The sequence below is a fragment of the Bradyrhizobium sp. USDA3516 genome, from assembly GCF_057651995.1.
Window position 1 is genome coordinate 13,545 of the sequence record NZ_JBYGYN010000008.1, and the last position, 25,364, is coordinate 38,908.

Annotated in this window: 21 protein-coding genes; 12 read left to right on the top strand and 9 right to left on the bottom strand. The window is 65.7% G+C overall.

Annotation, left to right across the window (positions count from 1 at the left end; all coding sequences use genetic code 11):
* Positions 1-58: 58 nt before the first annotated feature.
* A complete protein-coding gene (locus AC24YW_RS23800; protein ID WP_487484988.1) occupies positions 59-1,516 on the bottom strand; it encodes an NAD(P)/FAD-dependent oxidoreductase in 1,458 nt (485 codons plus the stop codon).
* Positions 1,517-1,609: 93 nt separating this feature from the next.
* On the opposite strand from AC24YW_RS23800, the gene AC24YW_RS23805 reads away from it, so the two are divergent.
* The 3 genes from AC24YW_RS23805 (at position 1,610) to AC24YW_RS23815 (ending at position 3,826) form a co-directional block, all read left to right on the top strand.
* On the top strand, positions 1,610-2,140 hold the full coding sequence (locus AC24YW_RS23805; protein WP_487484989.1) for a SixA phosphatase family protein: 531 nt from the start codon (positions 1,610-1,612) through the stop codon (positions 2,138-2,140).
* Between the two features lie 77 nt (positions 2,141-2,217).
* Positions 2,218-2,643, top strand: coding sequence for a universal stress protein (locus AC24YW_RS23810; RefSeq protein ID WP_128264455.1), 426 nt, complete (start codon positions 2,218-2,220; stop codon positions 2,641-2,643).
* A 376-nt stretch (positions 2,644-3,019) separates the two neighbouring features.
* The gene (locus AC24YW_RS23815) at positions 3,020-3,826 is read left to right on the top strand and encodes a transglutaminase-like domain-containing protein (RefSeq protein WP_487484990.1); all 807 of its coding nucleotides are present in this window, start codon (positions 3,020-3,022) and stop codon (positions 3,824-3,826) included.
* A 406-nt stretch (positions 3,827-4,232) separates the two neighbouring features.
* Here AC24YW_RS23815 and AC24YW_RS23820 read toward each other — a convergent pair whose 3' ends face one another.
* Complete coding sequence (locus AC24YW_RS23820) at positions 4,233-4,523, bottom strand: hypothetical protein (RefSeq protein WP_487484991.1); 291 nt, start codon at positions 4,521-4,523, stop codon at positions 4,233-4,235.
* 1,902 nt (positions 4,524-6,425) lie between these two features.
* Positions 6,426-6,662: a DUF1127 domain-containing protein gene (locus AC24YW_RS23825; protein ID WP_487484992.1), complete on the bottom strand. Its 237-nt coding sequence runs from the start codon at positions 6,660-6,662 to the stop codon at positions 6,426-6,428.
* Positions 6,663-6,849: 187 nt separating this feature from the next.
* Here AC24YW_RS23825 and AC24YW_RS23830 point away from each other — a divergent pair, with 187 nt between their 5' ends.
* A complete protein-coding gene (locus AC24YW_RS23830) occupies positions 6,850-8,193 on the top strand; it encodes an aminotransferase-like domain-containing protein (RefSeq protein WP_487484993.1) in 1,344 nt (447 codons plus the stop codon).
* Between the two features lie 3 nt (positions 8,194-8,196).
* Here the strand turns inward: AC24YW_RS23830 and AC24YW_RS23835 are convergent, their stop codons facing one another.
* Both AC24YW_RS23835 and AC24YW_RS23840 read right to left on the bottom strand, forming a co-directional pair.
* The gene (locus AC24YW_RS23835; protein WP_487484994.1) at positions 8,197-8,796 is read right to left on the bottom strand and encodes a YdcF family protein; all 600 of its coding nucleotides are present in this window, start codon (positions 8,794-8,796) and stop codon (positions 8,197-8,199) included.
* Between the two features lie 61 nt (positions 8,797-8,857).
* Complete coding sequence (locus tag AC24YW_RS23840) at positions 8,858-9,457, bottom strand: hypothetical protein (RefSeq protein WP_487484995.1); 600 nt, start codon at positions 9,455-9,457, stop codon at positions 8,858-8,860.
* A 40-nt stretch (positions 9,458-9,497) separates the two neighbouring features.
* Between AC24YW_RS23840 and AC24YW_RS23845 the strand changes: the two genes are divergently transcribed.
* Positions 9,498-9,974 carry a hypothetical protein gene (locus tag AC24YW_RS23845; protein ID WP_487484996.1) on the top strand — a complete coding sequence of 159 codons (477 nt, stop codon included), beginning with the start codon at positions 9,498-9,500 and terminating at the stop codon, positions 9,972-9,974.
* On the opposite strand, the gene AC24YW_RS23850 is transcribed toward AC24YW_RS23845, so the two are convergent.
* Positions 9,937-12,336 carry a bifunctional diguanylate cyclase/phosphodiesterase gene (locus AC24YW_RS23850; protein WP_487484997.1) on the bottom strand — a complete coding sequence of 800 codons (2,400 nt, stop codon included), beginning with the start codon at positions 12,334-12,336 and terminating at the stop codon, positions 9,937-9,939. The genes AC24YW_RS23845 and AC24YW_RS23850 overlap by 38 nt on opposite strands.
* A gap of 213 nt (positions 12,337-12,549) precedes the next feature.
* The gene (locus AC24YW_RS23855; RefSeq protein ID WP_487484998.1) at positions 12,550-13,056 is read right to left on the bottom strand and encodes a YciE/YciF ferroxidase family protein; all 507 of its coding nucleotides are present in this window, start codon (positions 13,054-13,056) and stop codon (positions 12,550-12,552) included.
* 432 nt (positions 13,057-13,488) lie between these two features.
* Between AC24YW_RS23855 and AC24YW_RS23860 the strand changes: the two genes are divergently transcribed.
* The 7 genes from AC24YW_RS23860 (at position 13,489) to garD (ending at position 23,655) form a co-directional block, all read left to right on the top strand.
* Positions 13,489-14,571 (top strand): lysylphosphatidylglycerol synthase transmembrane domain-containing protein, encoded by a 1,083-nt coding sequence (locus tag AC24YW_RS23860; RefSeq protein ID WP_487484999.1) that lies wholly within the window; start codon positions 13,489-13,491, stop codon positions 14,569-14,571.
* Between the two features lie 98 nt (positions 14,572-14,669).
* Positions 14,670-16,616, top strand: a complete 1,947-nt coding sequence (locus tag AC24YW_RS23865; protein WP_487485000.1) for an SGNH/GDSL hydrolase family protein — start codon at positions 14,670-14,672, stop codon at positions 16,614-16,616.
* A gap of 544 nt (positions 16,617-17,160) precedes the next feature.
* The gene (locus tag AC24YW_RS23870; protein ID WP_487485001.1) at positions 17,161-18,066 is read left to right on the top strand and encodes a LysR family transcriptional regulator; all 906 of its coding nucleotides are present in this window, start codon (positions 17,161-17,163) and stop codon (positions 18,064-18,066) included.
* A gap of 123 nt (positions 18,067-18,189) precedes the next feature.
* Positions 18,190-19,134 (top strand): 5-dehydro-4-deoxyglucarate dehydratase, encoded by a 945-nt coding sequence (gene kdgD / locus AC24YW_RS23875; protein WP_487485002.1) that lies wholly within the window; start codon positions 18,190-18,192, stop codon positions 19,132-19,134.
* Positions 19,135-19,158: 24 nt separating this feature from the next.
* Positions 19,159-20,529 (top strand): glucarate dehydratase, encoded by a 1,371-nt coding sequence (gene gudD / locus AC24YW_RS23880; protein WP_487485003.1) that lies wholly within the window; start codon positions 19,159-19,161, stop codon positions 20,527-20,529.
* A gap of 22 nt (positions 20,530-20,551) precedes the next feature.
* The gene (locus AC24YW_RS23885; protein WP_487485004.1) at positions 20,552-22,000 is read left to right on the top strand and encodes an aldehyde dehydrogenase family protein; all 1,449 of its coding nucleotides are present in this window, start codon (positions 20,552-20,554) and stop codon (positions 21,998-22,000) included.
* A gap of 113 nt (positions 22,001-22,113) precedes the next feature.
* Positions 22,114-23,655: a galactarate dehydratase gene (garD, locus tag AC24YW_RS23890; RefSeq protein ID WP_487485005.1), complete on the top strand. Its 1,542-nt coding sequence runs from the start codon at positions 22,114-22,116 to the stop codon at positions 23,653-23,655.
* Between the two features lie 19 nt (positions 23,656-23,674).
* Here garD and AC24YW_RS23895 read toward each other — a convergent pair whose 3' ends face one another.
* Together AC24YW_RS23895 and AC24YW_RS23900 are read right to left on the bottom strand one after the other, a co-directional pair.
* Positions 23,675-24,415 (bottom strand): hypothetical protein, encoded by a 741-nt coding sequence (locus tag AC24YW_RS23895; protein WP_487485006.1) that lies wholly within the window; start codon positions 24,413-24,415, stop codon positions 23,675-23,677.
* Positions 24,416-24,418: 3 nt separating this feature from the next.
* On the bottom strand, positions 24,419-25,306 hold the full coding sequence (locus AC24YW_RS23900) for a MipA/OmpV family protein (RefSeq protein ID WP_487485007.1): 888 nt from the start codon (positions 25,304-25,306) through the stop codon (positions 24,419-24,421).
* Positions 25,307-25,364 lie beyond the last annotated feature (58 nt).

Here is a 25,364-nt window from a genome sequence, read left to right on the forward strand (position 1 = left end):
CCCGAGATACGGGCTTCTGCCAGCCGAAGTTACACGTCGGAGCGGAATTTCGCTCAACTTATTGCGAGACGCGGTCGTCGTGCACGACCGGTTCCGCAGCGCCGACCGCAGCTTTCGACGCCGGCGCCGGCCGGGGCCGCACGCCGGGCGGCGCACGGCGCGGACCGGTGCCGGCGGCACGGTTGGCTTCGGCGAGGCGGGCCTCGCGTTGCCTGTCCTTGACCCTGGCGCGCTCGCGATAGCGGGCGAGCGCACCGGCGGCGGCCGAGCTCGCCCTGCCCCAGATCCCGACCAGCTGGCCGGCGACGCGCCCCGTGGCGCCGCCCGCCCAGACCAGCTCGAACGGCGAGAACAGCTTCCAGCGCTCATCGCCCGACAAAATGCTGCGCGCGATCATCTGCCCGGCCATGGCGGAGGTGTTCATGCCCTGGCGGCCGAACCCGCTCACCACCCACAGGCCTTTGCGCAGCTGGCCGATCTGCGGCATGCCATGCACGGTCTGGCCGGTGGCGCCGCCGAACGTCTCGGTGATCTCGACATTGCCGAGCTCGGGAAAGATCCTGCGGATCCGCCGCCCGACGGCGCCGGCGAAGCGCTGCGGACGCGCCGCCCAGGTGGTCTCCGGGCTCTCCCACATCAGCCGGTCGCCGTCGACGACCCGGAAATGGTCGACACCGTCGGAATCCATCACCGATCCCTTGAAGGCGATGATCTCGTGCAGGCGTTCGCCGAGCGGCGCGGTCACGGCGGCATAGCGCCAGACCGGCAGCAACGTCTCCGACAGGCGTTTCGAGGGCGCGCCGAGATGAATGTTGCCGGCGAGCACGATGTGGCTCGCGCGCAGCCGCGCCGAGGGCGTGACGATCCGCTTGCGGATGCCGGAATGATCGATGCTGACGACCGGCGTGTCCTCGAAGATGCGGGCGCCTGCCCGCCGTGCCAGCGCCGCGAGGCCGTGCACGTATTTCCGGCCGTCGACCTGGAACGCTCTCGGATAATACACGCCGTGGAAGTAATGATCGGTCTTGAGCGCCTCGCGCACGCGATCGACCTGCCAGCCTTCGACCTCGGTATCGAAATCCTCGTTCAGCATCTGCAACCGGCTGATCAGCCGGTCGCCGGCATCGACATTGGAGACCTCCAGTACGCCGTCGCTGAGGCCGATCCCCGGCATGCTCTCTTCGCTGGCATTGGCCCGGACGAACTCGGCGCCCTGCTTCGACAGGGTCCACAATTCGCGGGCGTCCTCGAAGCCGATGCGCTCGATCAGGTCCGTGAGCGGCAACGCGAAGCCCGGCATCACGGTGCCGAGCTGGTTGCCGGAGGCGTTCCAGCCGATATGCCGGCCCTCGAGCACCGCGACGCTGGCCCCGAGCCGGGCCGCCTCCAGCGCCACGGTAAGCCCGGCCAGGCCCGCCCCGATCACACAAATGTCGGCATCGAGATCGAACGACAGCCGCACGCGGTCGCGAAAGCCGGCTTCTTCCTGGGACACGCTTGTGAAAGTCTCGCTCATGCAGTTTTCTTAGAGGACTGTGCGGGCCCTTGTCACCTTGTCCTCAACCGGCCCCTGTAGATTATCCTGGACGTGGAACGATTCGAGAATGCCATGCGCCGTTTGATGCTGCTGCGTCACGCCAAGACCGAGACCGACGCACCGAGCGGGCGTGACCAGGACCGCCGGCTCGACGACCGCGGCCACAAGGATGCCGCGCGGATGGGCGACTGGATCGCCACCCATCCGCCCTTCCCTGATACCGTATTGGTCTCCCACGCCGTACGGGCCCGTCAGACCTGGGACGTCGCCTGGGAGGCGATGAAGGACCGCGTCCCGGCGCCGCAGGTCGAGGTCCTGCCGGAACTCTATGGCGCCGATCCCGCACAGATCCTGGACACCATTCGCACGGCAACCGCCCCGGCCGATCCGAAGCAATTGCTTCTGATCGGCCACAATCCCGGCATGCACGAGGTCGCCCTGATGCTGACCGGCGGCGGCGATCCTGATGGCGCCAAGGCCCTCGGCGACAACCTGCCCACAGCGGGGCTTGCGATCTTCGACTTTGACGTCAAGGATTGGGATGACGTGGCCTACCGCCGCGGCAAGCTGGTGCTGTTCGTCAGCCCCAAGCTACTACGATGAGCTGCTTCGATCCGGCTAAGAGACGCGCGGGCGCCGTCTCGACCGGTTGATCCAGCCTGGTTCACAGGGAGGCGCAGATGTTCAAGTCCATCCTCGTGCCCATCGATCTCGCCGACACCGATCTCGCCAAGCCGGCGATCGCGACCGCGGCGACGTTGTCGCAGACCTGGAGCGGCGCCGTGCGGCTGATCAACGTGTTGCCGATGACGCCGGTGATGCTGGCCGAATACGTCCCGGCCGATTTCGACGAGCAGCAGCGACAGACCTCGGAAGAGGCCCTCGCCATCGTCGCGCGCGAATCCGGCATCGAGCCTTCCCGCATCTCCAGCGTGGTACGCCAGGGCGGCATCTATCACGAGATCCTGGAGGAAGCCGCGCACATGAAGGCCGACCTGATCGTGATGACCTCGCACCGCCCGGCGATGCGCACCTATTTTCTCGGCTCCAACGCCGGCCACGTCGTGCGCTACGCCAAGTGCTCGGTGCTGGTGGTGAGGCATTAGGTGGCTGGTTGGTGCCCCGGACGCAGCGCAGCGCCTCTTCAGCGGTGCGCTGCAGGGCCGGGGCCCATGCATCAGCACGCGCGGCGGCTTCCTGGGTCCCGGCTCTGCGCAGCAACGCAAGGGCGTTGCAGCGCGTCCGGGACACCCGAGGGGCGGCGCGGCCGGACGGGCTGACCGCGCGGAAAGTCATCGCCTTCATCCTTGTCCACAGGCGGGCATAGCGCCGCTTGGCATTGCATTCGGCTGGCTCATAGCCATCTTCTCTTCAGCGACGACGCAGACCCGGACTGTCGCAGCGATGCCGACCTGAGTTCGCGCCAACACGACTCATGCGGCGGCCAATTCCGGTCGGCGCAGTAGGAGCCGAGGCCTAAGCATGCAGATCCGGGTCGGCTTCGAAATGGTCTACGACTTCCAGCAAGTCACGCCATTGATCGCGATGGTCGGCACACATTTCACGCGGGCATCCGATGTTGTCGTGCCGGATCACCTCATCACCTCGCCTTCTGTTCCGATCAAGCCCTACCGCGACAGCTTCGGGAACTGGTGCAGCCGGATCGTTGCGCCGCCCGGCCGCATGCGCCTGTCTGCCGGCGGAACGGTGCGCGACAGCGGCTTGCCCGACGTGATCGTGCCTTCAGCCGCGCAGCACGCGGTCGAGGATCTTCCATCGGACACCATCCTCTATTTGCTCGGCAGCCGATATTGCGAAACAGATCGGCTTTCCGACATCGCTTGGAAGCTGTTCGAGAAAACGGCGCCCGGCTGGCCGCGCGTCCAGGCGATCTGCGATTTCGTTCACCATCACATCGCGTTCGGATACGAGCACGCGCGGGCCACCATGACGGCATGGGAGGCCTTCAACGAGCGGAAGGGCGTCTGCCGCGACTATGCGCATCTCGCCATCGCGTTCTGCCGCTGCATGAACATTCCGGCGCGCTACTGCACCGGCTATCTCGGCGACATCGGCATTCCGCCGCCGCACGCCCCCGGCGACTTTGCAGGCTGGTTCGATGCCTACCTCGGCGGCCGCTGGTACACCTTCGATGCACGCAACAACACGCCGCGGATCGGCCGGGTCCTGATCGCCCAGGGCCGCGATGCGGCGGATGTTCCGATCGTTCATATTTTCGGACCAGGCGAGCTCATCAGCTTCAAGGTGTGGACCGATGAACTGGTGTGAGCGGCTCGTCCTGATCAATTGCGCGCAAACCGGACGAGATTGATCTCGCTAATTGGCAAGATGGGTGCTACAGAGTTGGCATCACCGCGCGCTTCTTGGCTGTTATCGGTGACTGAGAGCATAGCGCTCCCGCCTCCAAATGAAAGAAGGCGGTCAGATGTCCGATTTGGTCAATTCGACATTCGTGAGTGGCTCGTTCCGCCGTTACTGGTGCCCTTCTTCCTGGTGCTGCTGATCGCGGTCGTGGCCGTTCTTTAGCGGCAGGTCCGTTCAATTGCGCCGCGCCAACAGGCGGGCGCGGCCCCTGAACCGAGACTCAAAAGCAAGCCTCAAAGCCAAGACTCAAGTCAAGACGCGAGCAGAGACAGGAGGCGGGAATGGCAAACACAGCAATCATCCGGGATGCCTACGGCGTTCCGGCGATCTTTGTGGGTTCGAGAACAGGTCGGGACGATGCTCCCTTTGTTTTCGTGAGGGTCGGAGATGAGGAGCGCAGGATGCGCTGGTCCGAATGGAATGCTCTTCCAGCCTGGACCGGCGAGCGTCCCACTTGGGCGAGTAGATCCAAGTAGAGTGGAATGTTGAACATGAAGACGGCTCGAACAAAGACCGCGGCGCTTTTGCTGGCATCGGCAATGGGCACCTTCACGCCGGCAGCTTCCGCCGCGGAGCCGAACTGCCGTGCGATCGAAAGCACTGGCGCACGCCTCTCCTGCTACGATGCGGCATTTCTCCCGAAGCAAGCAAACCCGCCGAAACCGGGCATCGCCTCATCGTCAGGCTACAAGGATCCGTTTCTTGCGGAAGAAGCGCGAACCGCCGCCAAGCTGAAGAACATTTGCCGCGGCTGCTGAGCTTCACCGATTGCGGACGAAACGCGCACTCCAATCGAGAGGGTCAGATGAATGACGAGAAAAAATCCGAAAGGTAGCCGAGTGGCCCGCCAACGAAAGCGTGCGCTTCATCTGGCCGGTGCGGTACTGGATGACAGGGCCGACAGTTCTGCGAGTTCCACCGACCAATCGAAGAGAAAGCAGCGCCTGCTTGATGGCCCTCCGGAATTTAGAACCGTGCGCGTTGATCGTTCAAGCGGCGCTTCGAGCGATGACACGTAGTCCAGTCAGCAGCGCCCCTGGGGCAGTGTGCCGATAGTTCCTGCGCGGAACAAAACAAAGCCCTCGCTATTCGGCAGATATGCGCGCATTGTCTCGTTACCGCCGAGCGGCCCTTAGCATCTATCGGCGGTGTGAACGCGAGTTGCGCTCCCGCTCAACCCTGCAGCGGAGCATCAAAATGCCGACTCGATCCCCACAGCCAGCATCGACATTCGAATACCGCTTGGCCCAAGAGGCACTCAACCTTCGCCAACAGGCCAAAGGGATGCCCGCCGGTATCCGCCGCACGGAGCTTTTGCGAAAAGCCCAACAGATCGACGTTGCCGGCGAGGTCAACAATTGGCTGACCTCGCCGGGACTGTTGGCGCCAAGGTAGGGCTTCATCTCCAATAGGCTGAACCTACGCCGCCTCCGTAGAGACCAACTGGTATCGGGATTTTACTCTCACCCTCCCGGGGCTGATCAGCCGCCGCCTGCGCTTCATTTCAAGCGGGCGGCGTTTTTGCTCGTGGCGGCGGCCTCGCCGGGATTGCCCCGCAACCAGAAGCGATTCCCAAGCAATTTCGGCACGAGGCCACAATCCCTTGCGTTGCCCGACGGGCAAACCACCCAAGCGCTCGGTCAATCCGATCCGCCCAAAATATTTCGCTTTACCGAAATTCGGAAATGACGTATGTGTCGCGCAACCCGGCCCAAGGAAGAGGGGCGTATCGCGATCGTCACGAACGCGGGCCGGGCGGCGGTGGACGCGGGCCACATCGGCGCGAAAAGCTTCGCAGGGCGGGTAACCGTGAGGGAAGACCTCGCGCCAACGACGGGTGCGGTTCGCGTACGGCAAAATCGTGTGGTCCTGGCGCCCGGGGTCTGTGCGCCAAGTCTTGTGGTGATGCGGCGATCCAACCGGACACGCGCATCGCTCAGCCGCAGGGCGATGGGGGCAATAGTGCATCGCTCCCCAGGGAGAGCGCGACATAAGCCGTAAAGCCACTGCGCAGGGAAGGCCGGATGTTTGGCTTCACCTGTATGCCGCTGTGCAAATTCTTCGTTGCCACCTTTCGCACAGTGGACCGTGGGTGCCCGGCCGGCACCCGGTCTTCCCTGCGCCCTTTTCCATTGGGGCAAGGTGTCGAGACAAAGCTCGGGCGAATTGCGCCGCGAGAATGCGAAAGTGTGTCTGCGAGTGAGATGCGAATTGAAGAGCCGATGCCATCGCAACACATTCCGTCATTGCGAGGAGCCCTTGCGACGAAGCAATCCAGACTGCCACCGCGGGAAGATTCTGGATTGCTTCGCTGCGCTCGCAATGACGAGGTTGGGACAGCTGTGCACGAGAACACCGCTCCCGCGCTCCGGACGCAGCGCGGCGTCTCTTCGACGATGCGCTGCTGAGCCGAGGCCCATGTTGCAGCGTCTTGTGCGGCTTCCTGGGTCCGGGCTCTGCGCCGCAACGTTTCACGCTGCAGCGCGTCCGGGACACGCGAGGATCACAGATACCGCGACAGCTCGGCCTTGAACTGCCCGTACACGGCATCCTCGATCTGGCTGCGCGTGATGCCGATGTCTCGCAGGGCGCGGTCGTCGAGCTCGTTCAGGGTCTTGACGGCGGAGCGGCGCTCCAGGCGGTCGAACAGCGCGGTAAGGCGCAGGGCGAGGGCACTCAAAAATCCGCCCGACGAGGATGGGCGTAAAGTCCGCCCGGCAGTTTGCGAGATCGTGGTCATTCTTCTTCTCCGGCCTATCGTCCCGCGCGGCGATGCAGGTGCCGTTGGCGCTGACGCTTCTGGGCGCCTGCACCTCATTTGCCACAGGAATTGCTCTCGCTCTCCTCGGCTCAATCGCGGAACTTGATGGAACTTAAATGCTCCAGTACACTCCTCGGAGCAAGCAAAACATTGCTCTCGGTGCAATATGTCCAAGTTCGAGTATGTGAAGCTCGCCGATGCCATTGCGGCCGATATCACTAACGGCACGTTAAGGCCCGGCGACCGGCTGCCGCCGCAGCGCAATTTTGCCTATGACCGCGGCATCGCGGTCTCGACCGCGAGCCGGGTTTATACGGAATTGCTCCGCCGCGGCCTCGTGGTCGGCGAGGTCGGGCGCGGCACGTTCATCTCCGGCGACGTCAGGCGTGACGTCGAGACCATGCGCGAGCCGGCCGACGCGCGCATCAATCTCGAGGTCAACTACCCGCTATTGCCGCAGCAATGGGCGATGATCGCCAAGAGCCTCGCCGGGCTAGAGCGCATCGACGCGCTGGAATCCGCGTTGCGCGTTTCGACCAGCACCGGCACCAAGAGCGCCCGCGTTGCCGCCGCTGCCTATCTCGCGCGCAAGGATTTTGCGCCGCAGGCGGACCAGATCTTCTTCACCGCCAACGGCAAGCAATCGCTCGCTGCCGCGCTTGCCGCGCTCGTTCCGACCGGCGGCCGCTGCGGCGTCGAGGCGCTGACCTATCCCTACGTCAAGAGCATCGCCGCGCGGCTAGGTGTGACGCTGGTCCCGATTCCGATGGACGAGCACGGCGCGCGGCCCGACGCCATCCAGAAGGCCCATCGCGAGGCGCATCTGTCGGCGCTGTATCTGCAACCCATCATCCAGAATCCGCTCGGCGTCACCATGAACGCGACGCGGCGCGCCGACATCATGCGCGTCGCCGAGAAACTCGATCTTCCCATCATCGAGGACACCGTCTACGGCTTCCTCGCCGACGATACGCCGCTGGCCGCGCTCGGGCCGGACCGCTGCATCGTGATCGACAGCCTGTCCAAGAAGGTCGCGCCGGGCCTCGCGCTCGGCATCCTGGTCGCGCCGCCTCACTTGCGCGAGAGCGTGATGAGCGCGGTCCGCACCGGCGGCTGGATCGCCTCCGGCCATGCGCTCGCGGCCGGGCAGCGGCTGATGGCCGACGGCACCGTCGCCGAGCTGACCCGGTTGAAACGCATCGACGCCGCGCGCCGCCAGCAGACCGCCGCACGGCTGCTCTCCGGCTACCAGCTCGCCGCCGATCCGCGCTCCTATCATCTCTGGCTGACGCTGCCGCCGCACTGGCGCTCGCAGACCTTCGTCGCCGCAGCAGCACGGCGCGGCATCGCGCTGACGCCGTCCTCGACCTTCGCGATCGCGCACGGTCATGCCCCGAACGCGGTGCGGCTCGCGCTCGCCCCGCCCTCGCCCGAGCAGCTCGATTCCGGCCTGCGCACCATCGTCTCGCTGCTCGGCACCAAGGAGGACGATTTCGATTCGACGGAGTAGGAATCAGACCTCCGGCCAGTCCGCGATAAAGCCCCTCGCCTTGTAAGGCTCGATCTTGTCCCATTCGTGCAGCATGCGGCGGCGAAATTCGGCGTCGGTATGCCAGAGCGCACGCGGTGTCGTGAAACTGTCGACGGTGAGCAGCATCTTCTCGACCCCCGGCCAATGCCGATGCAGCGTCATCGGGTAGCGCCGCGCGGTCCAGGTGTTGCCGAGACAGATCACGCTGCGGATATTCTGCAGCCCGATTGCCGCATCGATGATCGGAAGCGAGAAGATGACGTTCTCGCCGGTGTTCATCGCGCGATGCTCCTCGAGGATAAGGTCCGCCGGAATGCCCGCCGCAACCATCGCGGCCTTGATGATGCTGCACTCGGATTGCTCCGAGCCCGGCGTTACACCGCCGCTGACAATCGACCGGCGAAACAGGCCCTCGCGCCACAGCCTTGCGGCGGTGTCGGCACGCAAGCCATCGTCCTCGCGGGTGCCGAACACGAACAGCAGGTCGGCTGGCCGGAGCGGCGTGTCGATCAGATGCGTGCGGTTGATTCTGGCGATCTCATCTGCCGTCGGCAGACGGGTGCTGCGATCCATGGCTGACATGACCACAAGATGCGACGCCTATGGCGGGACGCGAAGTCACGTTTGATTGCGGCCGATTGCACTAGGGCAGCAGGGCCTTCGGCACGCGATCGAAACTGTAGCTCTGCGGCCGGTTGCGCCGCACGAAGCCGCCGACCTGCCAGGCGAACAGCGCGGCGAAGCCGAGAATGAACAGCACGCCGGCGAGCTCGCCGGTCAGAAGCGCGCGGATCAACAGCCCCACCATGGCCACAGCGAGCACGGTCAGGAACGTCAGCACCGCCGCGTAGGTCTTGCGGCCGAGGCCCGCGGTCAATTCGGCGCGGCTGCCGGCTTTGGCCATGCGCGCATGCAGCTCGATCAGGAAATCGCGAAAACCGTTGTCCTGCGGCGCCATCAGCGCCGCGGTCTGCCAGCTCGTTGACAGGATTGCGATGCGGCCGCCGCCGGTGCGGCTGATATCGGCGCGGAAGCGGTGCTGCTGCATCGACACCGGGCGGAACGACAGCCGGATCGCCGAGATCTCGTCATAGCGCCAGAGGCCGGAGCGGCCGCCGATATGCCAGGACAGCCCCTGCTCCGTCAGCTCGAAGCGATGCGCCGAGCCGATCAGCGAGGCCTTGTAGGCATAGCTCGTGGTCGAACCCGCTTCCGCTCCCTGCATGTCGATCAATGATCCCATCGGCTTGCGCGATCGCCCCTGGCCATCCTACAAGCGAGGCATGGCTGAGACGACCTTTTTTCCGCGCCGCCTGATTCTCGGCGCCGCAATGATCTCCGGTGTGCTGCTCGCGCTCGCCGTGCACATGCTGGGCGCGCGCTACGGTCTCGATCTCGGCCGCCTCTGGCGCTCCGACACGCATGAGTTCGTTCCGGCGGGCGCTGCCATCGCCTGGTGGCTGATCGCCACCGTCGGCTTCTCCGGCGGCTACTTCACCGCGAGCCTGATGCAGAGCGCCGTCTCCGGGCAGATCCCGCAGCGGATGCGGCAATTCCTGATCGCGGTCGGCGTGCTGCTGCTTGCGGGAGCGGGTCAGGCGGCGTCGGCGCCGAGCCCGATCCCGACCGTCTCGGGCGTGCTCGCCGGGCTTGCCGCCCTGTGTCTCGGCGCCGTGATGGCGTTCTGCGGCGCGCATTTCGCGCTGCGCCGAAGCCGACCTCTCAAGCCGACGCGCGCAGCCGCGGCCGTTCCAGCATGAGCGCGACATCCGAGGCGGGCCGCGGCTTGCTGAACAGATAACCCTGCGCCTGGGTGCAGCCCTCGCGCCGGAGCAGCTCGAGCTGCGCGTCGTTCTCGACGCCCTCCGCCGTAGTGACGATGCCGAGGCTGCGGCCGAGGCTTGTCACGGCGCGAATGATCGCCATGGAATCCTCGCGCGTCGCCAGCTCCGACACGAAGGAACGGTCGATCTTGATCTTGTCGAACGGGAAGCTGCGCAGATAGCTCAGCGACGAATAGCCGGTGCCGAAATCGTCGAGCGAGATCCGCACGCCCATGGCGCGCAGCTCGTGCAAGGTGGTCAGCGTCGCCTCGCTGTTCTGGAGCAGGACGGATTCGGTAATCTCGAGCTCGAGGCGGCGCGCACCGAGTCCCGATAAGGCCAACGCCTCTGTCACCGCCGCGATCAGGTTCGGGCTCTTGAACTGCACCGGCGACAAATTGACGGCGACGTCGACATCGTCGGGCCAAGTGGCTGCATCAGTGCAGGCGGAGCGCAGCACGAACTCGCCGAGCTGAACGATGAGCCCGGTCTCCTCGGCCAGCGGGATGAAGCTGATCGGCGCGATCAGTCCGCGCTGCGGATGGTTCCAGCGCAGCAGCGCCTCGAAGGCGACGACGCGACCGCTGGCGACTTCGCGGATCGGCTGGTAGTAGACCTCAAACTCGTCGCGATGCAGCGCCGCGCGCAGATCCATTTCCAGAAGGCGCCGCGCCTGCGCACGCGCATCCATGCCGGTCTCGAAGAAGCGATAGGTGCCGCGGCCGTCCGCCTTGGCGCGGTAGAGCGCAAGGTCCGCGTTCTTGAGCAGCTCGTCCGGATTGCTGCCGTCCTGCGGCGACAGCGAGATGCCGATCGAGACGCCGATCACGATCTGATGGTCGTTTATCTGGTAAGGCGCCGAGATCACCTCGACGAGGCGCCCGGCAAGCGATCGCGCGGCGATCTCCTCGGAGCGTCCGATCTGGACCACCGCGAACTCGTCGCCGCCGAGCCGCGCCACGGTATCCTGTTCGCCGACGGTGGCCTCGAGCCTGCGGCCGACCTCCTTGAGCAGCGCATCGCCGATGGGATGGCCGAGCGAGTCGTTGATGTCCTTGAAGTGATCGAGATCGAGACAAAGCACCGCGAGCTGGTCGCCCGACTTGGTCTGGCGCAGCCCCTGCTCGAGCTGTTCGTGGAACAGCACCCGGTTCGGCAGGCTGGTCAGAGCGTCATGGCGCGCCATGTGCGAGATCTTGGCCTGCGCCTCCAGCCATTCGGTGATGTCCTCGAAGGTCGCGACCCAGCCGCCGCCCTGCATCGGCTGGTTGACGACCCGGATGGAGCGGCCGAACCGGTTGACGACGTCGGTCGTGGTGCGGCCATCGCGCGCGTCGGCGACGAGGCGGGCGAAGAATTCATCCGCATCGCCCTGCCACTGGCCCTTGGCCTGCTCTTCCCTGAGCACGTCGACCAGCAAGCGGCCGGTGAGCGGCACGTCGGTACGACGGAGCATCCCGGCATAGCGCTCGTTGAACAGGATGATCTTGCCGTCGGCGTCGAACATGCACAGCCCCTGCGACATGTTCTGCAGCGCGCTGTCCAGCACGATCTGCTGGCGGCCCAGTTCGCCCTTGGCGCGGCGGTCGAGCAGCGCGGCCACGAGCGCAATCGCGATGATCGCGACGGCGGCGCTGGCAGTCAGGAACGACAGCGAGGCCGGCGGGACCGAGAGCCCGCTGATCGCGATCGTCGGGTCCGGCGTCAGCAGCACCGCGCCCATCGCGGTGAAATGGTGGGCAACGATCGCGAGCGTCAACAGAGCGGTCGCGCTCAGCGCATGCCGAACGCCGTCGCCTCGGGCAGCGACGAACAGCGCGAGCGCTGCGAAGACGATTCCGAACAGCACCGAGGCGGCAACGGTGCTCCCGATCCAATTCAGCCGTGCCGGCATCTCCAGCGCCGCCATGCCGGTGTAATGCATCGCCGCGACACCAAGGCCGACGATGGCGCCGCCGACGACGATCCACACCGGGCGCGAGGACGCCACGGCGATGCTCAGGCCCACGAAGGTCAAGGAGATCGCAAGCATCAGCGACAGAATCGTCACCGGGATGTTGTAGGTGCCGGCGCTCCCGGGGCCATAGGCGAGCATCGCGATGAAATGCGTCGCCCAGATGCCGCATCCGCTGACGGCCGCATCCAGGGCGATCCAGGCCAGACGCGCGGCTCCGTGCGTCGCGCGTGCGCGCTGAAACAGGCTGATCGCCGCGGCGCTGGCGAGCAGGCACACTGCGCCCGCAAGGGCCACCAGTCGCCAGTCGTGCTCGTCGGTGAGACAGTAGAGAACTTGATACATTGCCGGCCCCTATCGACCCGCACTTGAGCCGACAGTGGTGGACGATCGGTAACCGGCTACAAACCTGTTCCGGAAGTGGTGAATAGAAGATGAGCGAGTTCGCTCACATTGCTGATCCTCGCGACGGCGCACCGAAGCAGCACCGCGGCAGCGGGAAGCGAACAAGCAAAAGCGCCGCGCGGACCGTCGCGCGGCGCTCGTAGTTTCCTCTTCTCAGCTCGCCGCGCGCAGATTCACCTTGCTCTCGGCGAGCGTCGTCAGCTTCTTGTCGGTCGCCTTCTCCTCCTCGAGCGTCTTGGCCAGCACCGCCGCGCAATCGTTACGGCCGAGCTGCTTGGCCCAGGCGATCAGGCTGCCGTAGCGGGCGATCTCGTAATGCTCCGCGGCCTGTGCCGCGTTGATCAGGGCCGCGTCGAGCACCGCCTTGTCGGCAACTTCGCCGGCGGTCTCGTCGGCTTCCTTGATGATGCCGTCGATGGCCGGGCAATCGACCGCCTTCACCGCGGCGCCGTGCATCTTGAAGACCTCCTCGAGCCGCGCGACGTGCTGCTTGGTTTCTTCGAGGTGCGTCAAAAAGCCCTGTTTCAGCTGCGGATCAGTGGCCTTGCTCGCCATTTTCGGCAGCGCCTTGGTGAGCTGCTGCTCGGCGTAATAGATGTCCTGGAGCTGATGCACGAACAGGTCGTTCATGGTCTTGATGTCTTTTGTGAACAGTCCCATCGTTCCGATCCTCTCGGGTCTTGGGAACACGGTGGCGCCGGCTCGTACGAAAAAAGCCGCGTATTCCGCCATGTTCAATTGCTGATGGAGCCTAACGACCACGCGGCATCGACGTTCCAAAAACGTGAATGCGGGTTGCGCTGGAACAATGCTGGCGGCGCCAGGATTGGAAATCGTGTCGGCACGGTCAATGCGTCAATGGAGCCAGGGTTGCGCGACTCATATGCTTAACGCGCCGCCGATATGAACCGCGTATGACAGAAGTGGCCCGCCGAACGCAGAACCTGTTGTTGTCAAGGGCTGCACAAGCCGCTGATTTTGCCTTAAATGAGCTGGATCATGCCTCGCGATCGATGCCTGCCTTTTGGCCGTGATCGCACCCGACCGGCCAATGCCTGGCCCGGTCGGACTTGCCCCCCGCCGGGAGGATGAATGCACGGACTGCTGCCCGCGCTGAAACGCGGCTTCAAGAGATGGATCGGCTGGCGACGGCTCGGAGTCGCCGCGAGCATCATCATCATCGCGTTTGCGATCACCACGCTGGTGCGGACCCTCAAGGGCATCGATACCGGGGTCATCCTGACCGCGTTGACGGAGATCCCCCGCGGCAATATCGGGCTGGCGGCGATCTGCGTCTTCTTCGCGTTCTGTACGCTGACCTTCTACGATTATTTTGCACTGCGAACGATAGGCAAGAGGCACGTGCCCTATCGCATCGCGGCGCTGTCCAGCTTCACGTCCTATTCGATCGGCCACAACATCGGCGCCACGGTCTTCACCGGCGGCGCGATCCGCTTCCGGATCTATTCGGACTACGGGCTGAACGCGATCGACGTCGCGAAGATCTGCTTCCTGTCGGGCCTGACCTTCTGGCTCGGTAACATCTTCGTGCTCTCCATCGGCATGGCCATCCATCCGGACGCGGCCTCCTCGATGGATCAGCTCCCCTCCTCGCTCAACCGGTTGATCGCCCTCGGCGGCCTCGCATCGATCGGCGCCTATCTGGTCTGGCTCTGCATGGGCGAGAAGCGCCGCGAGCTCGGCCAGAAAGGCTGGAAGGTGGTGCTGCCCTCGGCGCCGCTGACCTTGGTGCAGATCCTGATCGGCGTCGTCGATCTCGGCTTCTGCGCCACGGCCATGTACCTCTTGATGCCGGCCAACCCGCCGATCGACTTCATGTCGCTCGCGGTCGTGTTCATCCTGGCGACCCTGATCGGCTTTGCCAGCCACGCGCCGGGCTCGATCGGCGTGTTCGATGCCGCCATGCTGGTGGCACTGCCCCAGTTCGGCCGCGAGGAGCTTTTGGCGACCCTGCTGGTGTTCCGCATTCTCTATTTCGTGATCCCGTTCGGCCTTGCCATCTCCATCATGGGCACGCGCGAGCTCTGGATGAATGTGGTCGCGCCGTGGCAGGAGCGGCGGCGGCTGGCGGAAGCCTGCGCGCAGGCCAACCTGCCGAAGGAGGTGACGCCGATGGAGCGCGAACGGCTGCTGCGGCAGGCCGGCAAGCGCTGAGCCGCCGAAGGCACCTCGGAATCATCAGGCAAAGGTTGCGGGCCGGCGCGCAATCCTCTCTTATTTCCGCCTCAACTTTGCCGTTGAAGACGCGGGCCATGATTTCCGTATTCCTTCGCACCCTCTCGGCAGGCGCCGTGCTGCTTGCCGGCCTCCTCGCTTTGCCCGAGCACGCCGCCGCGCAGGACGCCGGCCCCATGCAGATCAGCTGGGAGGTGCGTAACCGCTTCCGGCTATTCCGCGAGGAGCGCGACTTCCTGCTCCATGTCGAGAACGCGCGCAACCGCAGCATTCTGGCCGCCGAGCAGTCGCTGGAGCTCCAGAGCGAGGGCCGCGGCTGGGCCCGCAACATGGTCAACCGGCTCTGCATCGACCTGCAGGGCCGGGTCAACCAGCCCTGCACCCGCGACAACGTCAAAGAGAACTACATCACGCCGATCGACCATCCCGTGACGGTGCGCCTGACCGGCGCGGTGCCGGTCGGCGCCACCTGCGCCTGGTCGTTCGATGACGGCGACGGGCCGCAGAGCTCGACCTTCGACTGTGCCGAGCCGATCAATTTGCGCGTCCGCTACGGCAAGCCGACGGTTGCGACCGTCGATGTCTCGGCCGGCTCCGATCCGACCCAGCGGGTCCAGACCGAGATCCAGGTCCGCGACATCTTCATCGCAGGTCTCGGCGACAGCATCGCCTCCGGCGAAGGCAATCCGGACCGGCCGCTGGCGTTGTCGGACGACGGTTTTTGCTTCCGCTCCTATCTCGGCACCGCCGGCGCGCAGTACTACCGGCCGAGCCGCCACGGCTTCAAGGGCGGCCGCGCCTGCGAGGCGCCGGATACGCTCGCCAACTGGCAACGCTACAGCGCGCTCTGGTTCAATGCGCCGTGCCATCGATCGCTCTACAGCTATCAGGCGCGCACCGCGCTGGCGCTCGCGGTGCGCTACACCCACATCGCCGTGACCTTCCTGCCGCTCGCCTGCACCGGCGCGAGCATCGGCGACGGGCTGCTCGGCTCGCAGCGCGCCCGCGAATGCCCGCCCGGCAAGACCGGCGTCTGCAACACCAGCGTGAACGCGCAAGTCGCCGAGCTGCGGGAAGCCGTCACCGCGGCGAAGAAGCGCCAGCCCGATCGCACGCTCGATCTCGTGCTGCTCTCGGTCGGCGCCAACGACGTCTATTTCTCCGGCCTCGTCGCCGACGTCATCGTCGAAACCGCCACCGAACGCGCGCTGTTCCGCCGCTCCGGCGTGATGGCGAGCGTCGACGATTCCCGTGATGCGCTCCAACGCGAGCTGCCGCAGAATTTCGTCAAGCTGCGCGAGGCGCTGAAGCCGCTGGTCGGCGGCGACCTCTCGCGCGTGGTCTATGTCTCCTATGCCAATCCTACGCTCGCCGACGGCGGCACGCCCTGCCGCGGCGGCCGAGCCGGCTTCGACATCCACCCGTCCTTCAATGCCGATCCGCAGCGCCTCGCCCGCGTCTCCACCTTCGTCGACAGCGAATTCCTGCCGCAGCTGAAGGGGCTCGCCACCTGCACCCGCGGTGCGCTGTGCCGCGATCCCGAAGCCGACCGCATGACCTTCGTCGATGCGCACCAGGCCGCGTTCGCCGAGCACGGCTTCTGCGCCCGTTCCGGCAACGATCCCGAATTCGACCGCAGTTGCTTTGCCGCCAACGGCCAGAGCTTCGATCCCGACATCGTCAGCGCGGCGAGCCAGCCGATGCTGTGCGGCCGCGGCGCCTCGGAGTATCGCGCCTACCTGCCCCGCGCGCGCTGGATCCGCGATGCCAATGACAGCTATTTCGCCGCGATGACCTATCCGCAGGGCCTTCCGGCGGCGAGCCAGCCGACCGACATTCACGATGCCACCTGGGGCGTGCTCTCCGCCGTCTATGGCGGCGCGGTGCATCCGAGCGCGGAAGGGCATGCCGCGATGGCCGATGCGACGCTGCCGGCGGCGAGCGCCGTGCTCGGGCTCGACGCCGTGCCGCCGAACGTGACGCGCGGACAATTGCCGCAGTTGCTGCCGAGCGCGCAGCAATAGGGGCGCACTGTCTTCACACCCCCGGTGGTCATCGCCCGACTTGAATCGGGCGATCCAGTACTCCGTAACGGTTGTGATGAATCGAAACGCCGCGGCGTACTGGATTCCCGGCCTGCCGCCTTCGCTAAAGCTTCGACGCGCCCCAGACCCTAACCTCGGCGAAGCCTTGGCGTAGCCGGGTCGCGGGGAATGACAGCGGTGTGCGTGGTGGGCACCTTTGCCACCACCTGTTCCCCTCTCCCGCCGTTCCATCGATCCAAAAACAGCATCGATCGATGCTGCCTTGAGCTTGGACACCTCGCCGCGCGCACCTCTAGGACTCCTGTCGGGCAAACGGCCGAGACCTAAGAGAGGCGCGTGATGAGCTCAGTGGCGCCCGCAGCGGACGTGAGGCGGTCTCGCATCAGCCTGTTCCTCCTGAGGGCTCCCATGGGAGCCGGACCAGGCAACTCAACGGCGGCCCACAAAGCCGCCGTCTTTGTTTTGGGGGTGATCGATGCTAGAAGTGCCGGGGAAACGCCTTATTCATCTAAGGCATGTATCGATGTTCGACCTCAACCAGCTCCGCTGTTTCGTCACGGTGGCGGAGGAATTGCATTTCGGCCGTGCCGCCGTGCGGCTCAACATGACGCAGCCGCCGCTGTCCCGGCAGATCCAGGTGCTCGAGCACATCATCGACGCGCCGCTCTTGGAGCGCACCAGCCGCTCGGTGCGTCTCACCCCGGCTGGGCGCAGCTTCCTGCCGGAGGCGCGGCGCATCCTCAAGCTTGCGGAGAGCGCCTCGCAGGTCGCCCGCCGCATCGCACTCGGCAAGACCGGCTCGCTCAAGGTCGGCTTCACCGCGGCCGCGGCCTATGGCTTCCTGCCCGAGCTCATCGCCGCCTGCCGCGCCAAATTGCCGGAGGTCGATTTCTCCCTGAAGGAGATGGTATCGGGCGATCAGTTCGAGGCGCTGACTTCGGGTCAGATCGACGCCGGGTTGCTGCGCCCGCCGATCGCGCGGCCTGAGCTCGCCAGCCGCCGCGTCGTCGCCGAGCCGCTGCTCGCGGCGATCCCGAAAAAACATCCGCTGGCCAATGCCGACGGCATCACCATCAAGGATTTCGACGACCAGCCCTTCGTGATGTATTCGCCCTATGAGAGCCGCTACTTTCACGACCTCCTGGTGGCGCTGTTCACCCGTGCCGACGTGCTGCCGCGCTACGTCCAGCATCTCAGTCAGATCCACTCGATCCTCGCGATGGTGCGCGCCGGCCTCGGTCTTGCCATCGTGCCGGCGGCGGCGGCGAGCCTGAAGATCTCCGACGTCCGCCTGCGTCCGCTGAAGCTGCGCACCCGCGTTCCGGTCGAGCTGTTCATGGTGTGGCGGCGCGCGGACGAGAACCCGCTGCTGTCGGCGCTGGTCAAGATCGCCGGCGAATTGTCCTCCGCGGAGCTGGCGGAGGATTGATGCTCAATCCGCATCGGTCGATATAGGCTTTGGCTTGGACGCGCATCGAACGGTCTCCTAAACCACGGCGCATGGACGTGCGGCTTCTGCTTGCGTCCTCCGCAACACGACAAGGAAGCGCCCATGAGCAAGATGACCCCGCAGGAAATGGCCCAGAAGATCGGATCGGGCCTCCTGTCCTTCCCCGTCACGCCGTTCAGGGCGGACTATTCCTTCGACGAGGCGACCTATCGCGCCAACATGGACTGGCTGTGCGGTTATGACGTCGCAGGTCTCTTCGCCGCCGGCGGCACCGGCGAGTTCTTCTCGTTGACCCCGACTGAGGTTCCGCAGGTCGTCAAGGTCGCCGTCGACGAGACCAAGGGCCGCGTGCCCGTGCTCGCCGGCACCGGCTACGGCACCGCAATCGCGCGCGAGATCGCCATCGGTGCGGAAAAGGCCGGCGCCGACGGCCTCCTGCTGCTGCCGCCCTACCTCACCCATTCCGAGCAGGAAGGCCTTGCCGCCCATGTGGAGGCGGTCTGCGCCGCCGTGAAGATCGGCGTCATCGTCTACAACCGTGACAACGCAATCCTGCAGCCCGACACGCTCGCGCGCCTTGCCGAGCGCTGCCCGAACCTCGTCGGCTACAAGGACGGGATCGGCGACATCGAGTTGATGACCCGCGTCTACACCCAGCTCGGCGACCGCCTCACCTATGTCGGCGGCCTGCCGACCGCCGAGACCTTCGCGCTGCCCTATCTCGACATGGGCGTGACGACCTATTCCTCGGCCGTGTTCAACTTCGTGCCGGAATTCGCCACCAACTTCTACGCCGCGGTGCGCAAGCGCGACCACGCCACGATCCAGGCCGGCCTGAAGGATTTCATCCTGCCGCTGATCGCGATCCGAAACCGCAAGAAGGGTTACGCGGTCTCGATCATCAAGGCCGGCATGAAGGTGATCGGCCGCGATTCCGGCCCGGTCCGTCCGCCGCTGACCGATCTCACCGAGCAGGAGCTGGCGGAGCTGACCGCGCTGGTGCAGAAGCTGCCCGCCGCACGATCGTCACAACAGGCTGCAGAATAACAAGACGACAGGGAGGAGCGTGCGATGGCCCAGACCGAGATTCCCGCCGCAGTCGCCGGCGCGTCAGTCGCCGGCGCACCTGTCGTCACCGCGATGCAGGTGATCCCGGTCGCGGGCCGCGACAGCATGCTCCTCAATCTCAGCGGCGCGCATGCGCCGTTCTTCACCCGCAACATCGTCATCCTCACCGACAATGCCGGTCACACCGGCGTCGGCGAGGTACCGGGCGGGCAGAAGATCTGGCAGACGCTCCAGGACGCGCGCGACCTCGTGATCGGCAAGACCGTCGGCGCGATGAACAACATCCTCGCCGACATCCGTACCGCCTTCGCCGACCGTGACGCGGGCGGCCGCGGCAAGCAGACTTTTGATCTTCGCGTGATGATCCACGCGGTCACCGCCGTTGAGTCCGCGTTGCTCGACCTGCTCGGCCAGCATCTCGGACTGCCCGTCGCCGCACTGCTCGGCGAGGGTCAGCAGCGCAACAGCGTCGAGACGCTCGGCTATCTCTTCTTCGTCGGCGACCGCCGCAAGTCGAAGCTCGACTACGTCACCGGCGAGACCGGCAAGCCCGACTGGTTCAATCTCCGCCACCAGGAGGCGATGACGCCCGAGGCCGTGGTGCGGCTCGCGGAGGCCACCCACGACCATTACGGCTTCGCCGACTTCAAGCTCAAGGGCGGAGTGCTCCGCGGCGAGCAGGAGATCGAGGCGGTAACCGCCATCGCAAAGCGCTTTCCCAGCGCGCGCGTCACGCTGGATCCCAACGGCGCCTGGTCGCTGGATGAGGCGATCCGTCTCTGCAAGAACATGCATGGCATCCTCGCCTATGCCGAGGACCCCTGCGGTGCCGAGGCCGGCTTCTCCGGCCGCGAGATCATGGCCGAGTTCCGCCGCGCAACCAGCCTGCCGACCGCCACCAACATGATCGCGACCGACTGGCGGCAGCTCTCCCATGCGCTGCGGCTCGGGGCGGTGGACATCCCGCTGGCCGACCCCCATTTCTGGACCATGCAAGGCTCGGTACGCGTGGCCCAGACCTGCCGTGACAACGGCCTGACCTGGGGCTCGCACTCCAACAACCATTTCGACATTTCGCTCGCAATGTTCACCCATGTCGGCGCCGCCGCTCCGGGGAAGGTCACCGCGATCGACACCCACTGGATCTGGCAGGACGGCCAGGCCCTGACGAAAGAGCCGCTCCGGATCAGGGGCGGCAAGATCGCCGTCCCGGACCGCCCCGGCCTCGGCATCGAGATCGACCGCGCCGCCATCGAGGCCGCACACGAGCTCTACAAGAAGCATGGACTCGGCGGGCGGGATGACGCTATGGCCATGCAGGACCTGATCCCCGGCTGGACGTTTGACGACAAGCGTCCCTGCCTGGTCCGTTAAAACGTTCCCCTGGAGGAAAAAGATGACAGCGATCCTGAAGAACTTCATCGGCGGCGAATGGGTCGACGGCTCCGGCGTCACCAGGAACATCAATCCCTCCAACACCAATGACCTCGTCGGCGAATACGCCAAGGCCGACAAGGCGCAGACCGAGAAGGCGATCGCCGCCGCCAAGGCCGCTTTCCCCGCCTGGTCGCAGTCGACGCCACAGGCGCGCTTCGACGCATTGAACAAGATTTCGCTCGAGATCCTCGCCCGCAAGGAAGAGCTCGGCCGCCTGCTCGCCCGCGAGGAAGGCAAGACCCTCCCCGAAGGCATCGGCGAGGTCGCGCGCGCCGGCCAGATCTTCGCATTCTTCGCCGGCGAGGCGCTGCGCCTGATCGGCGAGAAGGGCGCCTCGGTGCGTCCGGGCCTCGACGTCGAGCTCACCCGTGAGCCGGTCGGCGTCGTCGGCATGATCACGCCCTGGAATTTCCCGATCGCGATCCCGGCCTGGAAGATCGCGCCGGCGCTCTGCTACGGCAACACCGTGGTGTTCAAGCCGGCCGAGCTGGTGCCCGGCTCGGCGCATGCGCTGTCCGAGATCATCACCCGCTCTGGCATTCCCGCGGGCGTGTTCAACCTCGTCGTCGGCTCCGGCTCGGTCGTCGGCCAGACCCTGCTCGAGCATCCGGACGTTGCCGCGATCTCCTTCACCGGCTCGGTGCAGACGGGACGCAAGATCGCGCAGGCCTGCGTGCTCTCGAGCCCCATGAAGAAGTTCCAGCTCGAGATGGGCGGCAAGAACCCGCTGGTGGTGCTCGACGACGCCGACCTCAAGACCGCCGTCGAGGTCGCCGTCAACGGCGCCTATTTCTCCACCGGCCAGCGCTGCACCGCCTCGTCCCGCCTGATCGTCACCGAAGGCATTCACGACCGCTTCGTCGCCGCCGTGGCCGAGCGTCTGAACAGCCTGTCGGTGGATGATGCGCTCAAGGCCGGCGTGCATATCGGCCCGGTGGTCGATCAGAACCAGCTCGACCAAGACCTCCGCTACATCAAGATCGGCCAGGACGAAGGCGCCAAGCTCGCCTTCGGCGGCGAGCTGCTGAAGCGCGAAAACCCCGGTCACTATCTGCAGCCGGCGCTGTTCACCGAGGCCAACAACAATATGCGCATCGCGCGCGAGGAGATTTTTGGCCCGGTCGCCGCCGTCATTCGCGCCAAGAATTACGAAGAGGCGCTCGCCATCTCCAACGATACCGAGTTCGGCCTCGCCTCCGGCATCTGCACCACCAGCCTGAAATACGCCTCGCACTACAAGCGCAACAGCGAGTCCGGCATGGTCATGGTCAATCTGCCGACCGCCGGCGTCGACTATCACGTGCCGTTCGGCGGCCGCAAGGGCTCGAGCTACGGCGCCCGCGAGCAGGGCTCCTACGCGCGCGAGTTCTACACCACGGTGAAGACGGCTTATACGTTCCCGGGCTGAGATATCGTAGGGTGGGCAAAGCGAAGCGTGCCCACCGCTTACGCTCGGTGTGAGGGCGGTGGGCACGGCGCGTTGCGCCTTTGCCCACCCTACGACTTCTGAGGCAAGCGCAGATGGACCAGGACGTCGCAGCAAAGGAGCAGCCCCGCTACATCAAGCTCAACGAGCGCGACAATGTCGCGATCGTGGTCAATGATTTCGGGCTTCCCGCCGGCGCGCGCTTTGCCTGCGGCCTGACGCTGCGCGCCTTCGTGCCGCAGGGCCACAAGACCGCGCTGGTCGACATCGCCGAAGGCGAGCCGATCATCCGTTACGGCGAGATCATCGGCTACGCGCTGTCGCCGATCCTGGCCGGCGAATGGGTGGACGAGGCACGCATCCGCATGCCGGAGGCCCCTGACCTCGACAAGCTCGAAATCTCCACCGCCGTCCCCGCGCCGCTGCCGCCGCTCGAAGGTTTCACCTTCGAGGGCTACCGCAATCCGGACGGTTCGGTCGGCACGAAGAATATTTTGGGCATCTCCTCCTCCGTGCAATGCGTCAAAGGCACGATGGAATATGCGGTGAAGCGCATCCGCGCCGAGCTGCTGCCGAAATATCCGAACGTGGACGACGTCGTGCCGCTGACGCACGCCTATGGCTGCGGCGTCGCCATCACCGCGCCCGACGCGGTGGTGCCGATCCGCACGCTGCAGAACCTCGCCCTCAATCCGAATTTCGGCGGCGAGATTCTGGTGATCGGCCTCGGCTGCGAGAAGCTCGCGCCCGAGCGGCTGGTGCCGGAAGGCGTGAACGACGCCATCGTGCGCATGCAGGACGAGGCTTTCGACGGCTTTGGCGCCATCGTCGATGCCATCATGACCCAGGCCGAGGCGCGGCTGAAGGTGCTCAACACCCGCAAGCGCGAGACCTGCCCGGCGTCCGATCTCGTCATCGGCCTGCAATGCGGCGGCAGCGATGCCTTCTCCGGCGTCACGGCGAACCCCGCCGTCGGCTTCGCAGCCGACCTCCTGGTACGCGCCGGAGCCACCGTCATGTTCTCGGAAGTGACCGAAGTGCGCGATGCGATCCAGCTGCTCACGCGCCGCGCCATCAACGAGGACGTCGGCCGCGCGCTGGTGCGCGAGATGGCTTGGTACGATTCTTATCTCGCCCGCGGCGGCGCCGACCGCAGCGCCAACACCACGCCCGGCAACAAGAAGGGCGGCCTTGCCAACATCGTCGAGAAGTCGCTGGGCTCCATCGTCAAGTCCGGCTCGAGCGCGATTGCCGGCGTGCTCTCGCCCGGCGAGAAGGCGACGCAGAAGGGCCTGCTGTTCGCCGCGACGCCGGCCTCCGACTTCATCTGCGGCACGCTGCAGCTCGCCTCGGGCATGACGTTGCAGGTGTTCACCACCGGCCGCGGCACGCCTTACGGCCTTGCGGCAGCACCGGTGATCAAGGTCGCAACGCGCAGCGAGCTCGCGGGGCGCTGGAAGGACCTGATCGACTTCGATGCCGGGAAGATCGCAACCGGCGAGAAGACCATCGAGGAGACCGGCTGGGACCTGTTCCGCCTGATCCTCGATGTCGCCTCTGGCCGCACCAAACCCTGGTCGGACCGCTGGGGCATCCACAACGACCTCACGCTGTTCAATCCCGCGCCGGTGACCTGAAGCGTCTGCGCGTCAACCGTCACCGGCCGTCGATCAGGTGCATGTCACCCAGCGTGAGCGGCAGGCTGCGGACGATGAGGTCCGCGATCGCTGCGCGCAGCCGCTCGCTCGAACCCGAGCCCTCGAACGTCGCTTCGATCGGTCCGCTCGGGCCGGCGATCCGCACCGTTCCGGTGTTGTCGAGCGGCGCGGCCGCCCTCTTCTCGATCACGTCGAACGACTTTCCCTCGATGAGGCGGACCTCGTACAAAGCGTGGATCAGTCCGTAGTCCGCAAGCAGCGTCCGATATTCGGCGAACCCGACGCCCTCGACGTTGCGGCCGTTTCCAAGCTTCGATCTCGCCCGCGTGATGACGATATATGCGTCCAGTCCCTGCGGCGTGACATCGCTGCGAACCAGCTCCTTGAAGGGGTCGCTCCGCAGCAGATTGACCGGCGCGACCGCCGAATCCCTGATCGCGGCGAAGGCCGCCCGCCGGTAGCTGACCGGCTGCACCTGAAACCGTCCGCTCAGCAGCTTCGTCGCCTGCTGCACGATCAATTCGTCCAGCCCCCATGCGCTGATCGAGGCAGTCTGCGCGGCGTTGTCGAGCCCCGTCAGGCCCGCTCGCGTCAGGCTGATCTCCTCGCCGATGGCCGAGATGATGCCGATGGTCTTGATCGCCTGGAGGCGGCTCGCACGCGTCTCGAACGCCGCGGCGGCGCCGAGTGCGACGCAGGCGATCGCGCAGGCGAGAATGAGGATGGCCTTGGCGCGCATGGTCTATCGAATCCTGAAATCGAACGAATAGGACGCGCCGAGGCCAACGGTGGTCTGGTTCGACGATCCCCGCAGCTTGACCAGCGGGCTGTCCGCGGCGTCGCCGAGCAGCTTCTCGTATTCGATATAGGCGTGAACCTCCCACTGCGGATTGATGCGATAGGAGATCTGGCTGCCGAAGCCGACCGAGTGCGCACCGCCTCTGGCATCGTATCTTGGAAGCCCCGATGCCAGCGCCTGCACGGCATCGACGCCAAAATACGGGGCGGTGGCCTTGGTGCTCTTCCAGGTGATGCGCGGGCCGGCCGAGATCGTCAGCCTTTGAATCAGAGGCACGATGACGTCGGCAGAAACGTCTGCGACGGTGCCGGTATGGCCGCCCATACCCTGGCGCAACTCGCTGCGCAGGCGCAGCCAGTCGACCGGATAGTACTCGACGAAGCCGCCGAGCTCATAGGCGGCCTTGACGTCGCCGAGCCCGGTCAGTTCGGCATATTTGCCGCTCTTGCGCGAGGAAACGTATTTGAACGCCGGGCCCGCGCGAAAATTGCCGATGTCGAGCAGCGCGATGCTGGCGCTGTCGCGCGGTCCGCGAAACTGGTCGAACGATCCGGCGCGGCGGATCGAGAAAATCGGGACCGGAAGAAACCTTCCGTCGTCCGATCCGACGAAGTTAGGCTTGTATTCGCCGCCGATGCCGACCATGACGGTCCAGTTTCCGGATGGTGAGGGCAGCATCGGCAGCTCGAATGGCGGCGCTGGCAGCGTGAACGCGGTCTGCGCCGATACTGATGGCGCAGTCGCCATGGTCGCAGCGAGTGCGGCGAGACAGGCGGACGTCCGCCGCACAATCGCCGTGAGGCGGAGAGCGGCTTCTTCGAAATCATTCATTGCGGGGCCCCGGACCGGCCTTGCAGGCCGAGTCGACTGTTGTGGTTAGGAGCCACAG